Origin of the sequence: Nakamurella aerolata (assembly GCF_013002705.1) — a bacterium.
GTDB lineage: Bacteria > Actinomycetota > Actinomycetes > Mycobacteriales > Nakamurellaceae > Nakamurella > Nakamurella aerolata.
In genome coordinates this window covers 70,098-91,773 of sequence record NZ_JABEND010000010.1, presented here as the reverse complement: position 1 = coordinate 91,773, position 21,676 = coordinate 70,098, and the positions used below count along the sequence as shown (strand labels likewise).

At 68.9% G+C, this 21,676-nt stretch carries 15 protein-coding genes and 1 pseudogene; 4 read left to right on the top strand and 12 right to left on the bottom strand.

The features are described 5' to 3' along the window. Positions 1 to 356 precede the first annotated feature (356 nt). A pseudogene (locus HKD39_RS20820) lies at positions 357 to 644 on the top strand (DUF3459 domain-containing protein); the annotation flags it as partial. Between the two features lie 43 nt (positions 645 to 687). Here HKD39_RS20820 and HKD39_RS15720 read toward each other — a convergent pair. From HKD39_RS15720 to HKD39_RS20640, 9 genes are all read right to left on the bottom strand, one after another. Next, entirely contained in the window at positions 688 to 1,344 is a 657-nt protein-coding gene (locus HKD39_RS15720) for a DUF8185 domain-containing protein (RefSeq protein WP_171200823.1), read from the bottom strand. Beyond that, on the bottom strand, positions 1,341 to 1,823 hold the full coding sequence (locus HKD39_RS15715) for an acyl-CoA thioesterase (protein ID WP_171200822.1): 483 nt from the start codon (positions 1,821 to 1,823) through the stop codon (positions 1,341 to 1,343). Before HKD39_RS15715 ends, HKD39_RS15720 begins: the two co-directional genes overlap by 4 nt. Continuing rightward, positions 1,820 to 6,763 carry an NAD-glutamate dehydrogenase gene (locus HKD39_RS15710; protein ID WP_212754626.1) on the bottom strand — a complete coding sequence of 1,648 codons (4,944 nt, stop codon included), beginning with the start codon at positions 6,761 to 6,763 and terminating at the stop codon, positions 1,820 to 1,822. Before HKD39_RS15710 ends, HKD39_RS15715 begins: the two co-directional genes overlap by 4 nt. 236 nt (positions 6,764 to 6,999) lie before the next feature. Next, entirely contained in the window at positions 7,000 to 7,440 is a 441-nt protein-coding gene (locus HKD39_RS15705; RefSeq protein WP_171200820.1) for a hypothetical protein, read from the bottom strand. Between the two features lie 22 nt (positions 7,441 to 7,462). After that, positions 7,463 to 9,139, bottom strand: coding sequence for an energy-dependent translational throttle protein EttA (gene ettA, locus HKD39_RS15700; RefSeq protein ID WP_171200819.1), 1,677 nt, complete (start codon positions 9,137 to 9,139; stop codon positions 7,463 to 7,465). A gap of 396 nt (positions 9,140 to 9,535) precedes the next feature. Beyond that, a complete protein-coding gene (locus HKD39_RS15695) occupies positions 9,536 to 11,227 on the bottom strand; it encodes an AAA family ATPase (RefSeq protein ID WP_171200818.1) in 1,692 nt (563 codons plus the stop codon). Further along, entirely contained in the window at positions 11,142 to 12,599 is a 1,458-nt protein-coding gene (locus HKD39_RS15690) for an MFS transporter (RefSeq protein WP_171200817.1), read from the bottom strand. Before HKD39_RS15690 ends, HKD39_RS15695 begins: the two co-directional genes overlap by 86 nt. 279 nt (positions 12,600 to 12,878) lie before the next feature. Further along, the gene (locus HKD39_RS20645; RefSeq protein ID WP_425488464.1) at positions 12,879 to 13,103 is read right to left on the bottom strand and encodes a VOC family protein; all 225 of its coding nucleotides are present in this window, start codon (positions 13,101 to 13,103) and stop codon (positions 12,879 to 12,881) included. Further along, positions 13,046 to 13,321: a VOC family protein gene (locus HKD39_RS20640; RefSeq protein ID WP_343074747.1), complete on the bottom strand. Its 276-nt coding sequence runs from the start codon at positions 13,319 to 13,321 to the stop codon at positions 13,046 to 13,048. Before HKD39_RS20640 ends, HKD39_RS20645 begins: the two co-directional genes overlap by 58 nt. Before the next feature lie 227 nt (positions 13,322 to 13,548). Between HKD39_RS20640 and HKD39_RS15680 the strand changes: the two genes are divergently transcribed. Further along, positions 13,549 to 14,343 carry an ArsR/SmtB family transcription factor gene (locus tag HKD39_RS15680; protein WP_171200816.1) on the top strand — a complete coding sequence of 265 codons (795 nt, stop codon included), beginning with the start codon at positions 13,549 to 13,551 and terminating at the stop codon, positions 14,341 to 14,343. 151 nt (positions 14,344 to 14,494) lie between these two features. On the opposite strand, the gene HKD39_RS15675 is transcribed toward HKD39_RS15680, so the two are convergent. Continuing rightward, entirely contained in the window at positions 14,495 to 15,082 is a 588-nt protein-coding gene (locus tag HKD39_RS15675) for a single-stranded DNA-binding protein (protein ID WP_171200815.1), read from the bottom strand. 219 nt (positions 15,083 to 15,301) lie between these two features. Between HKD39_RS15675 and HKD39_RS15670 the strand changes: the two genes are divergently transcribed. Both HKD39_RS15670 and HKD39_RS15665 read left to right on the top strand, forming a co-directional pair. Next, positions 15,302 to 15,700, top strand: coding sequence for an ArsR/SmtB family transcription factor (locus HKD39_RS15670; protein WP_171200814.1), 399 nt, complete (start codon positions 15,302 to 15,304; stop codon positions 15,698 to 15,700). Further along, positions 15,697 to 17,607 carry a heavy metal translocating P-type ATPase gene (locus HKD39_RS15665; RefSeq protein ID WP_212754624.1) on the top strand — a complete coding sequence of 637 codons (1,911 nt, stop codon included), beginning with the start codon at positions 15,697 to 15,699 and terminating at the stop codon, positions 17,605 to 17,607. The genes HKD39_RS15670 and HKD39_RS15665 overlap by 4 nt, the downstream gene beginning before the upstream one ends. Positions 17,608 to 18,099: 492 nt before the next feature. On the opposite strand, the gene HKD39_RS15660 is transcribed toward HKD39_RS15665, so the two are convergent. Further along, complete coding sequence (locus HKD39_RS15660) at positions 18,100 to 19,299, bottom strand: IS110 family RNA-guided transposase (protein ID WP_171200813.1); 1,200 nt, start codon at positions 19,297 to 19,299, stop codon at positions 18,100 to 18,102. Positions 19,300 to 19,547: 248 nt separating this feature from the next. Then, entirely contained in the window at positions 19,548 to 21,602 is a 2,055-nt protein-coding gene (locus HKD39_RS15655; protein WP_171200812.1) for a cytochrome c oxidase assembly protein, read from the bottom strand. Positions 21,603 to 21,676 lie beyond the last annotated feature (74 nt).

Below are 21,676 nucleotides of genomic sequence, written 5' to 3'. Positions count from 1 at the left end.
ACAAGGCCCTGCGCGATCTGCCCGACGATGCCCCGGCACCGCGGTGGGAGATCTCCGGACCGGCGGGTGGCCGCGCCGCCACCCGCCTCGGCGACGGTGACATCGCGCTCGGCGGCGCAAGGACCAGGGCCCTGCTGCTGGTGCTGTTGGCGGTGCCCGGGGTGCCGACGCTGCTGTACGGGGACGAGCTCGGGCTCCCGGACGGGCCCGGCGGGCTCCCCGGAGCCGCCACCATGACGATGCCGTGGGAGGGCGACGCGCCACCGTTCGGGTTCACCGGATCGGTGGCACCGCAGGCGGATCGACCGACCGACGGCACCGATCCCGCGGTCCGAATGGCGCCGGATACTTTCCGCGACTATGTGGTCGAGGATCAGCTGGACGACCAGGACTCCACCCTGAACCTGGTCCGCACGGCGATCGAGCTGCGGGCCACCCATCCGGCGTTCTCCGGATCCGAAATCTCCTGGTACGGGGCGCCGCGGGACTGCCTGGCGTTCCGGCGGGACGGCGGCGGGTTGGTGTGCGCGGTGAACGCCGGCGATACCCCGATCGAGTTGCCGCCAGGCGAAGTGCTGCTGTCGTCCGCGCCGTTGGTCGACGGCATGTTGCCGGCGGACGCGACGGCGTGGCTGCTGCCCTGAGCACGGCGCCCACCCGGTCCGTCCGTCAATTGAACGCTGTCAGCTAGAACATCAAGGGCAGCAACGCATGTCGGCGGCGCAGCACCGAGCCGAATCTGGCATCCAACCGGATCCAAGCGTCGGTGGCTCTGACCCGGACGAGATCGTCACCGGCGCCGGTGAAGCCCATTCCGGACAGCGCCAGCAGCATCCGCATCGGCACCACCACCCGCATGCCGTTGCCGGTCACCGTCATGGCATCGGCGTCCAGCGCGGTGGCCGACGCCCCGCCGGTTGGCCCGGGATTGGCGCGGATCCGGGCGGCCGCCTCGTCGGCGCTGGCGTTCAGCACCGAGGCGGGGACGTCGTCGACGGCGATCCACCCGTCCACCGGCGGCAGCTGACCACGCCAGGACGAGTCGATCGCCGGCCCAGGGTCGACCCCGTCACCGGCGCTGGCCCTGCGCTGAATCTCAAGGCTGGACAACAGGTTCCCGGCGTGCACGGTGACGTCAGCCGGCTCGACCGACCCGCGAACCGCCCGGCTCACCAGCACGTCGAACGGCGCCGCCGCCCACATCCTGACCAGCCCGCGCTCGGCGTCGCGCCGGAGCCGGACCGGATTGGCCTTGTCCCACAAGGTGACTCGCCCGGCGAACGCGGCGGCGTCGCCACGCTCGGCATCGTCAGCCACCCGGAGCAGCACGGCGGTGGAGCTCATCGCGGCCCGGCATCGGTTGTCCCGCGATACTGCTGCAGGAAGGCTCGCTCGGGCGCCGACAGCCGGCGGGCCCTGAAGGTACTGGCATCCACCGGCACCAGCACCGTGCTGGCGGTTGCCGCCAGCTGATCGCCGTCCGCGCCGGCATACACCTGATAGTCGATGGTGAAGGCACTGCCGCCGATGTGACTGACCCCCATCGACACCGTCACCGGGTCACCGAACGAGATGGCCCGCCGGTAGTCGATGGTCAGCGAGGCGACCACAACGCCCTTCGTCAACTCCTGCAAGCCTTTTGCCGGCGCGTCGGTGAACATCCACTGCACCCTGGCCTCCTCCAGCAACGTCACCGTTCGCGCGTTGTTGACGTGGCCGAAGACGTCGACGTCGGACCAGCGCACCGGCACCTGGACGACGTATCGCCCGGCTACCGGCTCGACCGGGGCGGCTCGGGTGATCGGCTGCGGCCGGCCGCTCATCGGATCATCGAGCGGACTTCCCTGGCCGCCACCGACAGCGCGGCCAGATCGCCGGCCGCACTGCCGGCGATCTCGGACAGGGTCGACCTGGAACGCGCCAGCCGCGAGGCGTTCTCGGTCTCCCACTGGGCGATCTTCTCGGTGACGCTCTGCGAAGCTTCGGTGGTGGACAGCACATCGGCGGCCAGCAGGCGCATGGACCGGTACAGGTCGTCCCGCACCGCCTGGCGCGCCAGCGCATGCCACCGGTCGCCGCGTTCCAGCGCTGTCACCTCCGACAGCATCCGGTCGAAGTCCAGGTGGGCCGACAACGCGTAGTACACCTGCGCGGCCTCCAGCACCGACCTGTCGGTCTCCAGCGCCACATCGACAACGTCGAGCAGGCTGAAGGTGTACAGGCTGTACGCCACCCTGCGGGCCAGTTGCGGGTCGACCCCGTCGGCGACATAACTGGCGGTGTCGCGCTCCACGTTGCCGCGCTCGACACCGGTCACCAGCTCGGGCATCAACGGCAGCAGGGTGCCGATCGGGCCGGCGTAGCGGTCGATCTCGGCGCTGACGTTCAGTGGCTGCGGCCGGCGGGACAGCATCCAGCGGCTGGCCCGGTCGAGCAGTCGCCTGGTGTCCAGCAGCAGCCTGTCCTGTGCCGCTGCCGGGATCTTGTTGTCCCTGGCCGCAATGTCGGCCCACAGTCGGGGCAGCCCGAAGATCTCCGACACCACCCGGTAGGCCCTGATGCCGTCGACCGCCGTCGCCGCGGTCTCCTCCGCGATCCTGGACAGGTACGAGATGCCGCCGTTGTTGACCACCTCGTTGACGGTTGCGGTGGTGACGATCTCCTTGGCCAGCGGGTGGGCCTGGATGGCGCTGCCCTGCTCGCTGCGCATCCGCTCCGGGAAGTACTCGGACAGCTGGCCGGTGAAGGCCGGGTCGTCCGGGAGATCGCTGGCCAGCATCTCCCTGGCCGCGGCGGACTTGACGTAGGCGACCAGCACGCTGAGCTCGGGTGAGGTGAGGCCCTCGCCGGCCGCCTCGCGCACGCTGATGGTCTCGTCGTCGGGCAGGAACTCCAGCGCGCGGTCGAGCCCGGCGGTGGACTCCAGGGTCCCGATCAGCCTGCGGTGCACCGACATCATCGGTGCCGCGTGGGCCCTGGAGACGCCGAGCAGGCGGTTCTGCGCGGTGTTGTCGGCCAGTACCAGCGCGGCGACGTCGTCGGTCATCGACTCCAGCAGCTCGCGCCTGGCCGGGCCGGACAGGGTGCCGTCGGTGACCTGCGGGGTGAGCGCGATCTTGATGTTCACCTCGTGGTCGGAGGTGTCGACGCCGGCGGAGTTGTCGATGGCGTCGGTGTTCACGGCGCCGCCGCCGCGGGCGAACTCGATGCGCCCGCGCTGGGTGACGCCGAGGTTGCCGCCCTCGCCGATCACCTTCACCCGCAAGTCTTTTCCGTTGACGCGGACCGGGTCGTTGGCCTTGTCGCCGACCTCGGCGTTGGTCTCGTCCGAGGCCTTGACGTAGGTGCCGATGCCGCCGTTCCAGAACAGGTCGACCGGCGCCAGCAGAATCGCCCGCATCAACTCGGCCGGTGACAGTGCCGTCACCGAGCCGGGCAGGCCGAGGGCACGCCGGGTCTGGTCGGAGATCGGGATCGACTTCGCGGTACGCGGCCACACTCCGCCGCCGGCGCTGATCAGCTCCCGGTTGTAGTCGGCCCACGACGAACGGGGCAGTTCGAAAAGCCGCTGCCGCTCGGCATATCCGGTGGCCGCCACCGGATCCGGGTCGATGAAGATGTGCCGATGGTCGAAGGCGGCGACCAGCCGCAGCTGGTCCGACAGCAACATGCCGTTGCCGAAGACGTCACCGGACATGTCACCGACGCCGACGGCGGTGAACTCCTGGCTCTGGGTGTCCACCCCGAGGTCGCGGAAGTGGTGCTTGACCGACTCCCAGGCACCGCGGGCGGTGATGCCCATCGCCTTGTGGTCGTAGCCCTCGCTACCACCGGAGGCGAAGGCGTCGCCGAGCCAGAACCCGTGCGACTGCGCCACTTCGTTGGCGATGTCGGAGAAGGTCGCGGTGCCCTTGTCCGCGGCGACCACCAGGTAGGGGTCGTCCTCGTCGTGCCTGACCACGTCGTCCGGTGGCACGATCGCGTCGGCCACCCGGTTGTCGGTGACCGACAGCAACGCAGAGATGAACTGCCGGTAGGCCGAAACACCTTCGGCCAGTTGGGCTTCCCGATCGGCGGCCGGGTCGCCCGTGGGTACCGGCGGCTTCCTGACCACGAACCCGCCCTTGGCGCCGACCGGGACGATCACAGCGTTCTTGACCTCTTGGGCCTTGACCAGGCCGAGGATCTCGGTGCGGAAGTCTTCCGGTCGATCCGACCAGCGCAGCCCGCCGCGGGCGACCGCGCCGAACCGCAGGTGGACCCCTTCGACGCGCGGTGAGTACACCCAGATCTCGTGCACCGGAACAGGTTTGGGAACACCGGGGATCCGGCTGGGAACCAGCTTGAAGGCCAGGGGCGGTAACTGCCCGGCCGCACTGGGCTGCAGGTACGCGGCGGTGTAGGCGTTGGTGCGGTCGGTGGCCAGGATCAATGCAAGGAACATCCGCAGGATCCGGTCCGCGTCAAGGCTGGTGACCTCGTCGAGTGCGGCCTCGATGCGCTGCACCCGGCTGCTGGTATCCGGTTCGGCGGCGCGCGGATCAAACCGTGCGTCGAACAACGCCGACAGCTCCCTGACCAGGTCGGGGTGGTTGCGCAGCACCCGCTCGATGTAGCCCTGAGTGTAGGGGAAGCCGATCTGCTGCAGGTAGTGGGCGTACGCTCGCAGCACGGCGATCTGCCGCCAGTCGAGATCGGCGGCCAGTACCAGGGTGTTGAACCCGTCGACGGCGGCGTCGCCGCGCCAGCTCGCCAGGAACGCCTCGCTGAACCGGGGCCGGACCGCCTCCAACTGCTCGGTCTCCGGCAGCTTGACGTCCGGGAAGGTCAACCCGAAATCGTAGATGTGACAACGGGTTCCGTCGCTGCGCGTCACCTGGTACGGCCGCTCGTCGATCACCTCGGCGCCCATGCTCTGCAGTACAGGGAACGCGCGGGACAGGCTCACCGTGCCGCCGGCGACATACAGCCGCAACCGCCGCTGCACCTGCCCGTCGTCCTGCGGTACCGAGATCGACAGCGCGAGATCGTCCGGCCCCGCGAGGCTGTCCAGCCTGCGCAGGTCTTCCACGGCGTCCGCGCCGGTGAAGTCCTCCTTGTAGGCCTGGTCGAAGGCGGTGGAGTACCTGGCGATGGCGCCGGCGGTGTCCAGCAGGTCTACGTCGCCGACGACGGAGGTGACCAGATCGTCCTCCCAGCTGCGTACCGCGTCGGTGAGCTGGGCCGACAACGCCGCGGTGTTGATCGTGGTTGGCTGCCCGGTCCGCACCGTGAAATGCACGACGGCCAGCTCACTTTGCGCTACCAAGGCGCTGTATCTGATGTCGTCGCCGCGCAGCTGATGCAGCAGCACCTGCTGCATCTTGAGTCGGTTCTCGGTGTTCCAGCGGTCCTTGGCCAGGAACACCAGCACCACGACGAAGCGGTGCAGGGGGTCCTGCTGCACGAACGCGCGCAGGTCTCGTCTTCCCGACCCACGCAGCACCTCGGCCACCAGGTCGCTGGCCTGCTCCGGATCGGCCCAGAACAGTTCCACCCGCGGGTACTGCCCGAGCAGTTCGACGACCCGTTGGCCGGTGTAGGAGTCCGGCTCGGCACCCAGCTTGTCCAGCGTGCGTCCGACCAATCGGCGCAACACCGGCACCCCACTGGGGTCGGCGTTGATGCCGCGGGCCTGCAGCACTCCGGTGATCTTGGCCTGCCGGCCGCCCACCGTGATGTCGAGCGTCAACGCCGGCAACGCCGGGTTGATCAGCGACCCGGATTCGCTCTGTGACAACGACACCGCCTGCGACAACGACACCGGCTGCGGTTGCGCCGCTGCCGCCGCGCCCGCCTCATCGGATCCGGCCCCGTCGAATCCGGCCCCGTCGTTTCCGGCGTTGTCAGATCCGGTGTTGTCGGATCCGGCGTCGTCGTTTTCGGGGTCGTCGGATCCGGGGTCGTCGAGTTCGGAGCGGTAGCTGCCCAACGCCGGGCCGCCGCCCCCGGCCACTCCCAGCGGCACCATGTTGCCGTCCGCGAACCAGTCGATCAGCTCGGCGTACTCGGCGTCCTCAGGGCGCAGCTCGCCTGCGATCTCCTGCAGCCGGGCCTGCATCTGCGGGCCGTCGGCGACCACCGCCCGGACACTGCGCAGCGCCGAGTCCAGTTGTTGCTGGAGCTGCTCGGCGCGCTCGGCGTCGGTGAGCCGTTCGACAAGCACCCGCATCCACGACTCTTTACCGACCGCACCGGCCGCCTTGCCGTTCGCGTTGGCGCCCTGCTCGGCAGCGGCGGCCGCGGCGCCCGCCTCCTCGGTGTCGGCCGAGTCGGCCGCGGCCACCACACCGCCACCGAAGCCGGAAAGCCGGTCCTCGCAGTCGATCAGCTGCCCCTCGGACGCGCGCCGGATCTTCAGGATCGGGTGGAACACCCGGTGCACCCTGATGCCGGCGTTGATCAGCACCCCGACAACGGTGTCCACCAGGTGCGGCATGTCGTCGTTGACGATGTCGATCACGGTGAACGACTCGCTCCGCCCGTCGACACCGACCTCGGCGGCCGGCGGGTTGTAGACCCGGATGGCGATGGTGCCCGGCGGTCGCTGTGTGCCGATGCGCAAGTGGCTGTTGATGGCGGCGACCACGTCGGCCGGATTCTCCGGGAGGTCGTCGTCGGCGAGGTGTCGGAAATACTGGCGGATCATCGTCGCCCGGCTGGGGTCGGCGGCCTCCGCTTCGGCCAACACCGCTGGATCGGCGGTGCCGCTCTGCTGAGTCACTACAGCGCTCCTGGTTGACGCATCGGACGTGCTGGCCGGTAGCCGATCAGCCGCGGCCATTCGCCGCCGGCGTCGTTGCCGGCAGCAGCGTCATCGAGCCTAGTCCAGCCGGGCCGGCGTGCCGGTGATGCTGGGCTGCGGCGCCGGTCACCACACCGCGCGTGGCCGGGCGCTCGCCGTGGCCGGCGGCTGGCGGTGTTCGCCGGCCTGGGTGTCGCACTGCCGGTCCGGACCGGTCAGCCGCCGCTGGCCTCGATGGTGTCGATGGCCTCGAGCGCCGACTCAGCGGTGTCGGCGGCTTCCTCGCGGACCTGCTCGCTGGTATCGCCTTCGCAATGCTCGGCGACCCGCAGGATTTCCGGCAGCAGCGCCCGGCAGCCGATGACGCCGGGCTCGGCGGCCGGTGCTTGCGCGGCCTCGGTGACCTGGCCGAGGAAATACAGCAACTCCACTCGTGCCGCCGGCAGCGACACCTGGCCGGCCGCGAGCACCGCGATGGCGTACTCGGCGACCGGTGCGGTGGCAGCGGTGGCGACGGCACCGGGGATCACCGCGGTGTCGAGGTGATCCGATGCCGCCGCGACCGCGCCGGCGTCCGCCCCGGTCAGCGCGATCAGGTGGACACCGGTGTCGGCGGCCGGGCCGCCGGCATGGCTGAGCCCGGTCAGATCAGGCACCGGCACCCGCGCTGGCATCGGTTCAGTCGCGGGTCAGCTTGCGGTGGGTGACCCGGTGCGGCTTGGCCGCCTCGGCGCCGAGCCGCTCCACCTTGTTCTTCTCGTAGTCGGAGAAGTTGCCCTCGAAGAAGAACCAGCTGTCCGGGTCCTCGTCGGTGCCTTCCCAGGCCAGGATGTGGGTGCAGGTGCGATCGAGGAACCAGCGGTCGTGGGAGATCACCACGGCACAGCCGGGGAACTGTTGCAGGGCGTTCTCCAGGCTGGACAGGGTCTCGACGTCGAGGTCGTTGGTGGGCTCGTCCAGCAGAATCAGGTTGCCGCCCTCTTTCAGGGTGAGCGCCAGGTTCAGCCGGTTGCGCTCACCGCCGGACAGCACCCCGGACGGCTTCTGCTGGTCAGGGCCCTTGAAGCCGAACGCCGAAACATAAGCGCGGGAAGGCATCTCGACGTTGCCGACCTTGATGTGGTCGAGCCCGTCCGACACCACCTCCCAGACGTTCTTCTTCGGGTCGATGCCGGCACGGTTCTGGTCGACGTAGCTGAGCTTGACGGTCTCCCCCACCTTGACGTCGCCGTCGTCCGGCTGTTCGAGCCCGACGATGGTCTTGAACAGGGTGGTCTTGCCGACTCCGTTCGGTCCGATGACGCCGACAATGCCGTTGCGCGGCAAGGTGAATGACAGGTCGTCGATCAGGACGCGGTCGCCGAAGCCCTTCTTGAGGTGGTCGACCTCGACCACCACATTGCCCAGCCGCGGGCCCGGCGGGATCTGGATCTCCTCGAAGTCGAGCTTGCGGGTTCGCTCCGCCTCGGTGGCCATTTCTTCGTAGCGGGCCAGCCTTGCCTTGTTCTTGGCCTGCCTGGCCTTGGCGCCGCTGCGCACCCAGGCCAGCTCCTCCGCCAGCCGCTTGGCGAGCTTGGCGTCCTTGCGGCCCTGCACCGCCATCCGGTCGGCCTTCTTCTCCAGGTAGGTGGAGTAGTTGCCCTCGTACGGGATCAGTCGGCCGCGGTCCACCTCGGCGATCCACTGCGCCACGTTGTCGAGGAAGTAGCGATCGTGGGTGACGGCCAGGACGGCGCCAGGGTAGTTGGCCAGGAACTGCTCGAGCCACAGCACGGATTCGGCGTCGAGGTGGTTGGTGGGCTCGTCCAGCAGCAGCAGGTCGGGGGCCGACAGCAGCAGCTTGCACAGCGCCACCCGGCGCCGCTCGCCACCGGACAGCACGCTGACCTTGGCGTCGCCCGGCGGGCAGCGCAGCGCGTCCATCGCCTGCTCCAGCTGCGCGTCAAGGTCCCAGGCGCCGGCATGGTCGAGCTCTTCCTGGAGCTTGCCCATCTCCTCCATCAGCTCGTCGGAGTAGTCGGTAGCCATCTGCTCGGCGATCTCGTTGTAGCGCGCCATCTTTGCGTTGACGTCGCCGAAGGCCTGCTGCACGTTCTCCAGGACGGTCTTGTCCTCGTCCAGCTCCGGTTCTTGCATCAGAATCCCGACGGAGAAGCCGGGCGTCAGGAAGGCTTCACCGTTGGACGGCGAGTCCAGCCCCGCCATGATCTTCAGGATGGTGGACTTGCCGGCACCGTTCGGCCCGACGACGCCGATCTTCGCGCCCGGGTAGAACGACATGGTGACGTCGTCAAGGATCACCTTGTCGCCGACGGCCTTGCGGGCCTTCTTCATGGTGTAAATGAACTCGGGCACAGCGGTGCACAGCTCCTTCTTTGTTCCTGAGTCTCGTCCCTTGCGTCCCGTCCTGGGTCGGTCCGGGTCCCGCCGCGGTCAGCCAGGGCGCCGGCGGCCGCACGATCGACCCGCGCGGAAGCGGGTCGCTGGTTGTGCGGAGCCCGGCAGATACCGGCCCTGCCGAGCCCGCAGACCAGTGTGCCTCAACCGCCACCGGAACGAGCAATCCGCCGCGGGGGCACCGCGGTCTTGCCGGCCGCGCCCGGCGGTGCTGCGCCCAGCAGTGCCGCGCCCGGGGGTGCCGGTCCGCACTCGGCGGTGCCGGTCCGCGCCCGCGCAGTGCCGCGCAGTGCCGCGCAGTGCCGCTCAGCGCCGGGCCGATGCCGGCCATCGATCAGAGCAGCGCCCTGACCGTCAGCTCGGCGCGCTCGGTTCACCGCTGTCCGCCGGCGGTGACGGCTTGACCGGCTTGCTCTGCTCGGCCCGCTCGGCCCGCTCAGCAGGCTCGGGCGGCTCGACCGAGGGACCCGATCCCGCCGATGGGTCCGGATCGGCGTTCGCCCCGGCGCGGCCCGGCTCGTCGAAGGTCAACTCCAGCGTGGACGAGTAGGCGGTGGGCGCCGCCGCCGAGGCGAAGGTGACCCCCGGGTACAGCCCCGGTTCTGGACCGAAACCGACTGGGTCGTCCGGGTCGAAGGACGGTCGATCGTCCCCGCCGACGCCCATCAACGACCGGCTCAGCCGCTCCGCGTCCGAGTTCAGATCGGCCAACGCACCGAGCAGATCGTCGTCGGTGGGTGGATGCCCGGCCAGCGCGGCGCGCAGGACGGTGCGCCGCACCGCTTCCTTGGCGAACGAGGCGGTCGCGCCCTCAGACTGGTCGGCCCAGCGGTCGATCGCCTGGTCCGAGAACGGCAGCTCGCCGGCGTACAGCCGCACCAGCTGTGCCCTGGCATCGCGGTCCGGCAGCGGAACCTCAACAGCAAGGTCGACCCGGCCAGGTCGCTGGGCCAGCGCCTGCTCCAGCAGATCGACGCGGTTGGTGGTGAGCAGGAAGACGACATCGGCGTCGGTGTCCAGTCCGTCCATGGCGTCGAGCAGTTCGAACAGCAGCGGCTTGGGCCCGTGCGCGTCGAAGTGTCGGTCCATCGCGATCAGGTCGACATCCTCGAGCACCACCATCGCGGGTTGGTGCGCCCTGGCAATCGCGGCGGCCTCGCCGATGAAGCCGAGGCTGCTGCCGGTGAGCAGCAGCACCGTTGTGTCCGGGGTGGAACCGATGAGATGCCGCACGGTGTGGGTCTTTCCGGTGCCGGGCGGGCCGTACAGCAGCACGCCGCGCTTGAGATGCTGGCCGGCGGCTTGCAGTTGGGCCTTGACCGTCGCCAGCGACAGCACGTGCCGATGGATGCGGTCGAGGGTGCCCTCCGGCAGGATCACCCGGTCGGCGGGAATGTCGGGGCGAGCAACGAAGGTGACGCCACCAGCGGAGGGGCCGTATTCGTTGGCGGTGAGGCTGACCACCTGACCGCGCAGCACGCTGCGCTCGACCGCCAGCGCGCGGATCTCGGCGAGCAGCGCCGCCACCAGCTCGCGGTCGGCCGCCACCACTTCCACCCGCGCGGACATGCTGCCGTACTGCGGATTCGCGGCGCGCTGCAACACCGCCACCGGCTGGCCCCGGTAGCGAAACAGTCGCACCCCGAATGCGACGACGGCGCGCTCGGAATCGGGTCCGGTCGGCAGGTTGGCGTATTCGACGGCGCCGACCGGCGAGGACATTCCCGGCTGGTCGGACACCAGATCCTGCAGCGACGAATGGTGCCGTTGCATGCTGCGGACGCCAACCAGCTTGGCGTCAGGATCGGCGTCGGCCACGGCCGACAGCGCGATATCGATGTCGGTCAAACGATGTGCCGGGACGTCCTCCCCGATGGTCGGCAACTCATCCGGCTCGGTACCGAGATGCTCGATGAGGACGTCGCGCAGTTCAACGCTGCCCGGCGCCGCGTTCCGCCACTCACCGGCGAGTTGGTTGACCAACGCGGCGAAGTCTTCCCTGAATCGCGAGCTCTGCCCGCCCCGACTGTCTTGGCTGTGCTCCATTGTTCGACGGTAGCTGGCCGGTGCCAGGCGATTCCGGGTTGTCCACGGCCGTGCCGCGGCGCCCGCGACCGGAGCGGCGGGTGGCCAGCGCGGTGGCCAGGGCCGCCGAGATCATCACGGCGGCGCCGCACAGCATGCTGAGCCGAAAGCCGGGGAGAAAGGTTGCCGCCGTCAACGCACCGAAGACGGCCAGCCCTATCGATCCGCCGAATTGCCGGCTGGCATTGAACAGGCCGCTGGCCACGCCGGCGTACCCGGAGCCGCCGGCGGTGAGCGCGGTGGCTGTTGCGGCCGGTACGGCGAGCGCGGTGCCGAACCCGATCGCCATGATCGGGCCGAGCAGCAGTGCGTACCCGACCGGGCGGTGAAAGATCGCCAACACCAGCAATCCGACGGTGGCGATGCCGGTTCCGGCGATGATCAGCGGCATTCGGCCGAACCGGCCGAGCAGCCGGGTGGCGAGCACGGCCGCGGCGATGCTGGCGATGAGTTCGGGGGTGGTGGCCAGCCCCGCCTGGCTGGGTGAGTAGCCCTGCAACCGTTGGAAGTAGAACGCCATCAGGAAGAGCTGACCATAGGTGCCGAAGTTCAGGGCGGCACCGACGAAGATCGCTGCCCTGAACTCGTTGTGGGCAAACAGGTCTCCCGGGATCATCGGGTGCCGCACCCGCCGCTCGGCCAGCACGAACGCGGCGGCCGCTGCCACGCCGATGGCCGCCAGCGGCACCGAACGCTCGATGATCGCCGCCACCCCGGCGCCGAGTGCCAGCGCGGCGAGCAGCTGACCGATCGGGTCCAGCCGCGATCCGGTCGCCGGGTTTCGGTCGGCATCAGGCGGCAATGCCTTGCGTACCAGCAACACTCCGAGTGCGACGACCGGCACGTTCACCAGGAACAGGCTGCGCCAACCGAGCAGGTCGGTCAGCGTGCCGCCCAATACCGGTCCGATCGCGGCCGCGATGCTGCCGACGGCCGCCCACCAGGCCACCATTCGGTTGCGCCGCTCGGCATCCGGGTATGCGACGTTGAGCAGCGACAGCGACGTTGGCAACGCGACCGCGGCGCCGATGCCCTGGACCAGCCTGGCCACCGCGAGCACGGCGAGGTTGGGTGCGGCGGCGCATGCCGCGGACGCCAGTCCGAACAGCAGCAGGCCGAGTTGGAAGACCCGACGGCCGCCGAGCCGGTCGCCCAGCGCCCCGCCGGTGACCAGCAGCGCGGCGAACGCGATCGTGTAAGCGTCCACCACCCAGGTCAGGCTCGCCGCTGGCGCTTGCAAGCTGTCGCCGATGGCCGGCAGTGCCGTGTACACCACCGTGACATCGAGTTGGATCATAGCGAAAGCCAGACAGAGCGCCAGGAATGCCGTCATGCCGGTGACGCTATGGCCGCCCGGTTTCGCATAGGACCGAAATGTGCCAGACCGCCGGCATGAGCGCTTTGGTGCAGGCAACCCGGGCCGGGCGGCCGCCGCGCCGACGTCGTGAATTCGCGTCAGGCGCGCATGTCCAGTCCGGCGCGCATGGACAGTTCTCGCGCATGTGCAGTCCGGCGCGCCGCGGAACGTCCGGCATCGGTTCAGTTGCTCGTCGAGGCGAGTTGGTCTTCGAGGTGAGTTGGTCGGGGCGGTGAGCGGGTGCGCGAGAACGGCTCAGCTGATACAGAACTCGTTTCCTTCCGGGTCGTGCAGCACCACGAAGTAGTAGCCGGCGTCGTCGATCTCGATCCGGCGGACGATCGATGCGCCCCCGGCGCAGAGCTCATCTGCCTTCTTCCGGACCACCTCCGCACGCTGCTCGACGGGTTGCTCCCCGTCGCTCACCTGGATGTCCAGGTGCAGGCGATTCTTGGTGCCGCTCTTGCGCTCCGGGACAATCTGGAACCAGATCGCCGGGCCACCGCCAGTCGGGTCGCGGAGTCGGTCCGACCCGTCACCGGTGAACAGCTCCGCCGGTTCCCCAACGAGATGTAGTAGTCGCGCCAGGTGTCGAATCCTTCCGGCGGCGGAGTGACCTCGTAGCCCAGCAGCGGCCCCCAGAATGGGAGCAACTTGCCCGGGTCGTTCGCGTCGATGGTGAGTTGCCAGTTGGTCATCAGTCGACGGTAGGACGCAGCACCGACAGCGTCCGGTGCCGCCGGGCCGGACGCACAACCCGCCCGCTGCGCCGCATGTCGTCTCTGGGCCGGCGACGCCTGGCGGCATGCAGCGGGGTGACCATGTCGTCACTGGGCCGGCGACGCTTGACGGCAGGCAGCGGCGTGAGCAGGGGACGCCGATGTTTCGTCGCCAACCGAAATGTGCCGGGCGTAGCGTCAGCGTCATGCCAGCCAAGATCCCGTCCCGCGTCGACGGTGGTGAACCCGACATCGCCAAGCCCGCTGAACTCATCGGCCACCCGGCCCGGGCCGCCATGCTGATGGCACTGCTGGACGGTCGCTCGCTGCCGATGACGAGGCTCGCGCACGAGGCCGGCGTCGCCGCCTCAACCGCGTCGGCGCACCTTGCCCGGCTGCAGAACGGCGGGCTGGTGCAGGTTCGTCAGCAGGGCAGGCACCGCTACTTCGCCATCAGCAACCGCGACGTGGCGGCGGCCGTGGAAGCACTCGCCCGGCTGTCACCGATCGCACCCGTCACCTCCCTTCGCGCTGGTACCCGGTCGGGCCAATTGCGTTTCGCCCGTTCATGTTTCGACCATTTGGCCGGTCGGCTCGGAACCGCCGTGATGGGTTCGTTGATCGATCGCGGATACATCGTCGGCGGCAACGGGTTGCACGATCCCGGCACCGCCAAGCGCGACCGGTTCTCCGCCAGGGGCAAAGACATCGAGTACGCCCTGTCCGACGCCGGCGAGCGCTGGTTCACCGAGACCGGTGCCCTGCCGACAGACAAGGAGCGCGCCGGCCGCCGCGCCATGGTGTGCTACTGCGTCGACTGGACCGAACAGCGCCACCATCTGGCCGGCATCGCCGGTGACGCCCTGCTGACCTGGATGCTGCAGCAGGGCTGGTTGCGCCGCTCAACCAGCGTCAAGCGGGCCATTCGAGTCACCCCGGCCGGCCACGACGCGCTGATCAGCGAGCTCGGTGTCGACACCGGGCAGCTGGGCGCTGCCTGAAGGACCAACGCGCGCGGCTCATCAGCCGCGGCCCGCGCACCGCGGCACAGAATCGGCCCCGCGGATCAAGCACCTGCTGGTGCGGGGCGGCCCCAGAACGGACCGACTCCGAACGGGGCGAGCCGGAACAGGTGAGTCGGAACGGCGCAGGTCAGAACGGCGCCGGGGTGCTGCCCACCAGAGTGAGCTCGGCATCGTCGTCCGCCGCTGCGGAGTCGTCGGAACCACCCGTGTCGGTGCCGTCTGTGCCGTCAGTGCTGCCGGTGCCGTCGGTGCCGTCGGTGCCGTCGGGATCCGATTCGGCACCGTCACCGTCAGACTCGGCATCGGCAGCGCCCGGACTGGCATCGCGCCAAGGATCCGGCGACACCTTGTCGGCCGCGTTCTCCACCCGACTCAACCGGGCGACGCCCCAGCGCAGGTTCGGGCCGATCGCCTCGGCGACCAGTTGCATTCTGCTGCGCCTGGCTCCGTCCTTGTCTTCCCACGAGTACTGCTCGAGCCGGCCCGTCACCACCACGGAGTCGCCGCGGTGCAGGCTGCCGGCCACGTTGTGCGCCAAGTGCCCCCAGCACACCACGTCGACGCCGGTACCCGGCCGCGCCCGCCATTCGTTTCTCGCCCTGTCGTAGTAGCCGTCGTTGGAGATGACGCGCAGGTTCGCCCGTTGTGAGTTGCCGTTCTCGCTGATGCGCGGGGCGTCGGCCAGATTTCCGACCACAGTGGTGACGATCGTCATCACGGTGCTCCTTTCCGCTCGATAAGAGGTAACAGCCGACCAGCGGATGCCGGCGGCTCCTACCGAGACTGCTCAGCGGTGGTCCGTCGATCCAGCGGAATACCAAGAATGTGGATGGATTTCCCGCCGGTGGACAACCAGCCGGAAAACCTGTGGATAGCCGGCACCGGTGATGCTCCTATTGATGTCAAGGCGGTGCAACAGGCGTAGTATCTGCATATGAGCGAAGGTTCTAAGTTATGCACATTCGACGCGGAGAGCCAGTACGTGGACTTGGCGGCGGAGGTATTCAGTCTGCTGTCGGATGCGACGCGGATCAGGATCATTCTGGCGCTGCGGTCCGGTGAGTTGGCTGTGGGCGAGTTGGCCGAGCGAATCGGCCGGCCGCCGACGGTGGTGTCGCAGCATCTGGCGAAGTTGCGGTGGGGCAAGGTCGTGGCCGCGCGTCAGGACGGGACCCGGGTTTTCTACAGCCTGATCGATGAGCACGCCCGCCAGCTGGTGACGCATGCGGTGTTCCAGGCCGAGCATGTCGTAGGCGGTGGCGTACCCGAGCATCACCTGGACTCGGCCGGGATGCCGGTTAGCGCGGATCCTGCAGCGGCGTCAGACTCGTGATCCTTGAGACCGAGGCGGGTCCGGACTTGACCCAGCGGCATGGGCTGCGCGGCTTGTGGTCGCGGGTTGACCGCGGCGACCTGGCCCGGACCCTGTTCATTGCCGCGTGCACGGCAGCCACGGCCCTCGGGTTGACGTGGCCCTGGCCGACTGTTCCGGTGGTCGCCCTGGCGGGCCTGATCGTGGGCTGCTGGCCCATCGTGATGGAGGCGTGGGAAGACATCCGGCATCGGCGGATGAGCATGGAGTTGTCGATGCTCATCGCCATCGTGGCGGCGGCGGCGATCGGCGAGTGGCTGACCGCATTGCTGATCACCACGTTCGTGCTCGCCGCCGAGATCCTCGAAGACCTGTCGATGGACCGCGGTCGCGATGCCCTGACCGATCTGATGACGTTCCTGCCGCAGACCGTGCAGGTCCGTGTCGGTGGCGAAACGAGAACAACTCCGCTCGGTGAGGTCCAGCCCGGTCAGCTACTCGTGGTCGCGCCGGGCGGACGCATCCCCGTCGATGGTGTGGTTGTTGCCGGCCAGTCGACAGCGGACCAGTCCCGAATCACCGGGGAATCGCTGCCCGTCGACATCACCGTTGGCAGCGAGGTTTTCGCCGGTTCGATCAATCAGGTCGGCGCCGTCGAAATCCGGGCTGAAAGGGTCGGCGCGGACTCGTCCTACGGCCGCATCGTCGAAGCGGTCCGCCAAGCACAATCCTCCGAACCCCCGGTGCAGCGGCTCGCGGACCGGCTCGCCGCCTACCTCGTCTATCTCGCCCTGACCGGCGCGGTGGTCACTTTCCTGACCACCCGGGACTGGACGGCCACGATTTCCGTCGTCGTGGTCGCCGGTGCCTGCGGTATCGCCGCCGGAACGCCGCTCGCAGTGCTCGCAGCGATAGCACGGATAGCCCGGTCCGGAGCATTCGTCAAGGACGGGGCGCACCTGGAAGCTCTGTCGACGGCGGACACGATCGTCTTCGACAAGACCGGCACCCTCACCACCGGAAGCCCCAGCGTGGTGGACATCCGCACCGTCGACGGGATCACGACCGAGGCGCTGCTGATGCTTGCCGCCGCCGCCGAGTCCTATTCAGAACACCCCCTCGGGCAAGCCATCGTCGCCCACGCACGTGCCCAGGGTCTACCCGTCGGCCCGTCCGAACACTTCACCTACCAACCCGGACAGGGCGTCAGCGCCACCGTCGCCGGCAAGAAGGTGGCGGCCGGCAACCGCACACTCGTCCCCGACGCCCCGGAAACCCTGCCAGCGCAAGGTATCGCCACCGCCGTGCACGTCAGCGCTAACGAGGGCTACGTCGGCACCATCTTGCTGGCCGACGTCATCCGCGACAGTGCCCGCCGATCGATCACCGACCTGCATCGACGCGGCTTACGCACGCTGATGATCACCGGCGACCAGGAGATGACCGCTCAGGCGGTCGCCGCGGAGCTAGGCATCGACGACGTACGGGCCGGCCTGCTTCCCGATCAGAAGCTGGCCGCAATCGATGCCGAACGCGCGGCCGGCCACACCCTGGCGATGGTCGGCGATGGTGTCAACGACGCACCCGCGCTGGCCCACGCCGACATCGGGATCGCGATGGGCAGCGGTACCGACATCGCTCGCGAAAGCGCCGATATCGTGCTCATCAGCTCCGACCTGAACGACCTGACCCACACCGTGCACGTTGCTTGCCGCGCCCGGCGAATCGTCATGTTCAACTTCGTCGGGACAATCGCCGTCGACCTCCTCGGGATGGGACTGGCCGCCTTCGGAATCCTCGGCCCCGTGATCGCCGCGATCATCCACGTCGGCAGCGAGACAGCGTTCATCCTCAACTCCGCGCGCCTGATCCCCGGGCGCCGGGTACGGATCAACGACCGTAACCGGTCTGCTTCTTCCATCGACTAGGCGGATCGAACTCGGTGTCCCACGGCATCGGACTGTACGAGCGGCACCCGGGCTGACCCGGACCGGGCCAGGGGCTCCCGAAGGACCGTCGACATGCACAAACATCGTCGGTGTTCGGGTTTCTCAATACCCGGAACCGAGGTGGCTTGAGGCGCGACGAGTAGTCCAACGTGGCTCCTGGCATCACCTCCCGGACACCAGTGCCCACGAACAACCACGCGCCCGGACAGCCGTACCGGTCACTTTCGACGACAGCAGCGTCCGGATCCTCGACCACCCGGAACGCGTACGTGCTCCCGCAGCACCCGCCGGCCTCGACGTCGATCAACACCGCACCGCCCAGCGCTTCTATCTGTTCCACCGCCGCCGGCGTCACCGCGAAGGGTGGGAACACTGCCTCCGTCTCATCCATACCGGGTTTCCTAGCAGCAACCACCGACAGCCCCGCGTGGGAAGCCACTATTCCCATCGCAAGACCGCGGCCAGGACCAGCTAGGCCACAGCGAGCCAGTCGCGGTATTGGTCGGCGAGTTGGTCGTGGCGTTGGAGTCCGCGTTCGATCCGGGAGATCACGATCGGCCAGACACCGAAGTGGTTCGCCGCGGCGGTCAGGGTGATGTTCTTCGCTTGCCGGGCCGGGCGGAGGTCGTCGTAGGCCGGTACCGGTGTCGCCTGGGTGAGGTGCCGGTGGATTTCACGGGCGATGGCCCGTTTCAGCATTCGGATGATTTCGGGTTTCGACCGTCCGGCGGCGACTTGCCGCACCACGTAGGCATGGGTTGGTGGGTGGTTGGACATTCGCACGACGGCGATCCGGTAGAGGGCGTTGTTGGCGTGCCGATCACCGCCGCGGGACAGCCGGTGCCGCACGGTTCTGCCTGAGGAAGCTGGTACAGGTGCGACGCCGCACCGGGCGGCGAACGAGGCTTCCGAGGTGAGGCGTTCGGGGTTGCCGCCGGCGGTGATCAGCAACTGCGCGGCGGTGTCGGATCCGACACCATGGCTGGCCCGCAAACCGGGGTTCGCGGCGGTCACCAGTTCGTCGATGTTCGCGTCCAGGTCTTTGATCTGGTTGCCGAGGAACAGGTGTCGCTCGGCCAAAGCACGTAGCGCGGTCAACACACTACGAATGACGGGGTCGCCGGCTGCTGCTGGCCGGCACCGCGCAAGCGCTGTGACGAGTTTGCTGTCGGTGAGCTCGCGGTACTTGCCGCGCACCGGTTCGGGGGCGCGGACCAGCGCAGTGTGGATCTGCTGCATCGTCGCGGTACGGGCCTTCACCGCCGACCGGCGAGCAACATGCAGGCTGCGGATCGCTTCGATCGAGGGATCCTTCGGGGCCGCTGTGGCGCGGCCGGACAGCACCGCGTGGGCGGCGTGGAACGCATCGAGCGGATCGGATTTGCCTTTCCTGCGGCGGTCACCGCGGCTGGGACTGTTCACTTCCACCACCTCGATCCCGGCCGTCAGGCAGGCGGCGGCCAGGCCGGCGCCGTAGGAGCTGGTGCCCTCGATCCCAACCCGTCGCAGGGTGCCGTGGCTGGTCAGGAACGCGATCGCCGCGGTGTAACCAACGGCCGTGGTCGGGAACTCGTGATCGTCGAGGTGCTGGCCGAGGGTGGTGATCACGGCGACGTGCAGCGTGTCGGTGTGGGTGTCGGCGCCGCCGATCACCTCGGGTGATGTCGTCAAACCGGTTGTCCTATCCGTGGTTGTTGGCCACCGAGCCGGCTGGTCAGACAGGACAGTGATCACGCAGTGGGCGAAGCCCCTATGAGGTCATGTCCAACCAGCCCGGCAGCACCGGGTGGAACGCGTCCCCCAGGGTTGGACGGAACATCGGAAAGACAGCCCAGCAGGGCGTCGGTCGGAGCCAGAGTCACAACCCCAGAGGACGCCATAACAGCATCACTGTCGGAGCCGAGCGCTAGGGCCGTCGGTCAGCGGGAGTCGGCGGAGCTGTCGGGGTCCGACTGCGCCACAGGCGCCGTACCGCTGGCAACGGACGTGTCGTCGTCGGCGCTCCTGCGGGGCACGCGACCGGACTCCGGGCGCTGCTCGACGTCACGGAACGCCAACTCGGCCAGCATCGCGTTGTACGCGTCCAGCTCGTCGTCGGCGCGGGTATCGCCGAGTTTGTCGGCCCGCTTGGCCTGCCGCGCGTCGCTGGCCGACCACTGGCTGAGCAACGCGATCACCACGATGATGATCGGCACTTCGGTTGCGCCCCAAGCGATCGCGCCACCGAGCCGCTGGTCCGCCACGATGTCGTTCACCCACGGCAGGTTCAGGCCACCGAAGTAGTCGGGCGCGATCGACGTCCGGCTCTGCATCAAGGCCAGCCCGAAGAAGGCGTGGAACGGCAAGGCGCCCAACAGCAATCCCAGTTTCGCCATCGGATGCAGCCGCCGCGGCGACGGGTCCACCCCGATGATCACCCAGTAGTACAGATAGCCGACCAACAAGAAGTGCAGATTCATGGCCAGATGCCCGAGGTGACCGGACATCAGGGTCTGGAACAGACTGGTGAAGTACAGCGCGTAGAACGAACCGATGAACAGGAAGAACACCACAAGCGGGTGGGTGATCCATCGGGCCAGCGGAGAGTGCACCATCCGCACCAGTAGCTCACGCATTCCCGGCGGGTCCGCCGGCCCCGCGGCCGGAAGCACCCGCAGTGCCAAGGTGATCGGGCCGCCGAGCACCAGCAGGATCGGCGCCATCATGCCGAGCGCCATGTGGTCCATCATGTGGATCGAGAACTGCGCGGCGCCGTACCGCCCGAATCCCGACGAGGTGGCCATCAGCACCATCAGCCAGCCCACCACCCAGGGAGTGGTGCGCCAGATCGACCAGCCGATGCCCCGTCGGCGCAGCCGCAGCACACCGACCAGGTAGAGCACGATGGCGACCACCGACAACGTCCCGAGCATCAGATCGAACCGCCAGCTCGTCAGCAGGGTCCACACCGTCGGACGACCCGGCAGCGGGTAGCCGAGGACCTCCTCGTAGCCGCCCGGCACCACGCCGGACGGCGGCGGGGTCGCGGTGCGACCCAGGGCGACCGCGACGCCGATGGTCGCGGCCATCAGCAGAACTTCGACGCCGGCCAGCCGCAGCAGCGGGGCGCGTCGTCCGGAGTCGAGCTGCCGCAGCGTGCGGGAACGGTGCAGCGCGCCGAGGACGCCGAGCAGCACCAGCAGCGCCGCCTTGACCAGCACCAGTCGGCCGTAGTCGGTACTGAACAGGTCGGCCGGCGAGCTGAAGCGGATCCAGGCGTTCCCGATCCCGGACAGGCTCACCGCCACAAAGGCGATCAACGCCACCGCCGAGTAACGACGCGCGATCACCGACAGGAAGCTGACCCGCTGCCGCGTCAGCCCGACCAGGGCGACCAGGCCGCCGACCCACAACGAGACGCCGACCAGGTGGTAGATCATGGTGTCGGAGGCGATGTCGTGGGCGCCGGACGACGCAGTGTGCCCGGCCAACGCGATCGGCAACAGCCCGACGACGGCCAGGCCCATCAGCAGCCAGGCGCCGCCGGGCCGCAGCAACACTCGCGCCAGCAACGCCACCACCAGAGCCACCCCAGCGGCCTGCAGCGGCGCGCTGATCGAGGTCAACGCCGACAGCCCTACCAGAATCTGGTCAGCGCTGAGCGCCGCCACCAGCGATTCACCGGAGCCCTCAGATGTGTTGAGCGGCACCAACATCAGCCCCGCGGCGACCCAGACAAAGGCGCATGCGGAGGCCGCCCGCACCGCCCGGTAACCCCCAACGGTGAACGTGCCGGACCGCGCCGGCGGCACCAACCAGGCCGCCGCCAACAACCATCCGATGGTGAGCGCCGCGCTCAGGTCGAAGATGCCCTTGACGATCGGCAGCCCGTACTCGGTGGCAGGACCCGGTTGGCCAAGTCCAAGAATCAGTACCCGCGGCTGGGTGATCGACGTGAGCAGCGCGGCCACCGCCGCCGCGACCAGAGTTGCCACCACGACGAGCCCCGCAGTCGACCAGCGACGTGAGGTGGGCGGTTGGCCCGCAGCTGGTGCGGCACGGTCAAGCA